Raw genomic sequence first — 1899 nt, 5'->3', positions numbered from 1 at the left:
TCCACTACTTTGATGCAGCCCACTGCAGCAAGTGTCATCGAAACAGGAGTCGGCCCTTTTATTGTCGCAGTAATAATGACTTGGTCGGCCAGAAGGCTCAGCAGTTCATTGGTGTCCACAACTGCAGTAGTGGTTCTGGCTCTATGTTTTTTCTTCCTAGGAACGGGAAGCAGTTCACCCCAGTCTTATCTGGGTTTCGCTCTAGCTGTAGGCGCAGGAATTTCTGCGGTAGGAGTGCTTTACTCCTCGCGCTGGGCTACTGAACAAGGGAACAGCGTTCTCACGATTGCAGCAGTGAGGTTTCACTTAGCTTGGATTATTAGCGGTCTCGTGGCTTTCTTTTCCGTGGAAGCGGAGATGCTTCGAGGCTCTACCCTGTCAATCGTCCTGCTATCGGTGATGTGCATTACTTTTCCTATCCTGCTCTTGCAGTGGGGAATTACCTTAGCGTCGCCTTTCATCTCGGCACTGATCATCGCGGCCCTTCCGGCCGTGGTGATGGCTACCGAGGTGGCATTGGGCTCTCAAGTCGAACCAATTCAGTTAACTTTGTTGATGCTCATTGTGGCAATAACCATAAGCCAAGCAATGTGGGGAACACGGAAAAAGAAAATATTAGTAGTTGATGATTCTTCAAGTAGCGCCGATCTGGTGGCAACCCTGCGCCAAAAAGGGACGTAGAGGTTGCTACTGCTAACCCGCCGTATGCCATCTCAGCTAACGAAGACGGGAGCATTTCCGATCCATGGGCCCTGGCCCCCTACTCCGGGAATGTAGCCAAGAAAAATTTGACCTTGTTGTGCCGGGAAGCGAATCAGGAGTATCCATAGCTGAGTGGGTTTCAGCTGAGTTAGGACTACCGCATAACGGTAGAGAGAAGATCTGCCACCGTCGCCATAAGCAAGGAATGATTGATGTTGCTCACCAATATGGACTGCGTGCCCCAAGGTCTGTTACCCTATCCCCCGCTTCTGCACAAGACAGCCTTTATCTAGACCCGTCCCTGGTCAAGGATTGTGTTGTCAAGCCTGTGGGAAGCGGGGCAGTGACCATGTCTATTTCTGCAAAACAGAACCCGAGACTCTTCAAGCGATTACTACCATTCAAAATTCTACGACTTTGCTAGGAGAAAAATCACCCTCCGTGGTTCTTCAGGAGTACGTAGACGGACCTCAATATTTTGTGAACACGGTGACAGCCGAAGGGCGTCATATTGTGACCGAAGTTTTCCGATACGGACTTACGGAGGAATCTGGAGCTCCCCACATATATTCAGCTATCACAGTAGGACCGGAGGACAACCACTATTCCGGTGCCGTGGAATATACCTTATCGCTCCTTGACGCTCTGGAAGTAAACTTCGGAGCCTCCCACGTGGAACTGAGGTGGTCTAAGGGGCAGTGGGTACTTATTGAATACAACGGTCGCTGTATGGGCCCCGAAGTACCCGACGAGGTCTATCTCCCGACTCGCGGTTTCAGCCAGATCAGTGTTCTCGCCACGATGCTAGTGGATGGTTTACAAGCTGCCGAACAGGAAGTACTCGCCGGAAATCTTGACGGGTGTGTCGCCTGGCTCATGCCTACCCCGCAGTCAAACGGTGTGCTTCAACAGTGCCACTGGGATCTTGTCCAAACTCGCCCGACCGTTCAGAGAATCTCGCGGCGACCAAAGATCGGCACTTATATCGATAAGTCGAATCGCGTAACAACTGGTGCGTTTGGCATGGTTTTTCTTGGCTCTTCTGACCGTGCTGCTGTTGAGACCGATCTTCAATCTCTTGAGTCTTTCGACGCCCATGGTGATCTGTTTACTGTTGCCCCCGGAAAGGATGCGTGATGACGACCCGAATTGCTGTTATCGGCGCAGGGGTCGCTGCTGCAGCGGTCGCACGACGGG

Annotated in this window: 2 protein-coding genes; both read left to right on the top strand. The window is 51.8% G+C overall.

Going from position 1 to position 1899, the window contains the following annotated elements; all coding sequences use genetic code 11:
* On the top strand, positions 1–681 hold a 681-nt coding region (locus QP970_RS11525), incomplete at its 5' end, for an EamA family transporter (RefSeq protein WP_284869960.1).
* Positions 682–1014: 333 nt separating this feature from the next.
* A complete protein-coding gene (locus QP970_RS11520; RefSeq protein ID WP_239268778.1) occupies positions 1015–1839 on the top strand; it encodes an ATP-grasp domain-containing protein in 825 nt (274 codons plus the stop codon).
* Positions 1840–1899: the final 60 nt, after the last annotated feature.

The sequence above is a fragment of the Corynebacterium sp. MSK073 genome (assembly GCF_030232085.1).
GTDB lineage: Bacteria > Actinomycetota > Actinomycetes > Mycobacteriales > Mycobacteriaceae > Corynebacterium.
Note: the sequence above shows the minus strand (reverse complement) of the source record. Positions and strands in the feature narration are given on the sequence as shown.